We start from the raw sequence: 509 nt of genomic DNA, 5'->3' as shown, positions 1-509 counted from the left end.
CCTGTCCGACGAGCAGATGGAGTACCAGCTTCTTGACAGGATGAGCTTCAAGCGCTTCTGCGGCTTACCCTATGCCATCAACATTCCTGATCGCACCACTGTGTGGACGTTCGAGAACCGAATCGGTGAAGTTGGTGCTAAAGCCATTTTCGATGGTGTAACCTCTCAACTTCTCACGAGTTTCGCACAGGCATATAAAATTCTAAAAATGGCTTAAAAGCAATGATTAATCTGCAAGTTACTAAAAAACATAAATTTTCTTAAATTACAATAAGTTGTATTTGATTTATAAGGTTTTGACTATTTATATATCATGCTGAATTAAACTTAAAAATAGAGCGTTTTTTTATTGGTGCGAAACTCGTGCTGGAGTTAAAGACGTCACGAGTTTCGCACAAAACTAATTTGGGTACGCTAATAAAACACGGATGTGCTCAGCAATAGCATTTTTGATTACGTCCCAATTTTGTTGATAAAGGGTTATTTTTTCAGATATACGACGTTTATGT

General features: G+C 37.7%; 1 pseudogene. It reads left to right on the top strand.

Annotated features, from left to right (window positions below):
• Positions 1-175, top strand: a pseudogene (locus CBG25_RS06010) (transposase); the annotation flags it as partial.
• Positions 176-509: the final 334 nt, after the last annotated feature.

This window comes from Arsenophonus sp. ENCA, from assembly GCF_002287155.1.
Classification (GTDB): Bacteria; Pseudomonadota; Gammaproteobacteria; order Enterobacterales; family Enterobacteriaceae; genus Arsenophonus; species Arsenophonus nilaparvatae.
Note: the sequence above shows the minus strand (reverse complement) of the source record. Positions and strands in the feature narration are given on the sequence as shown.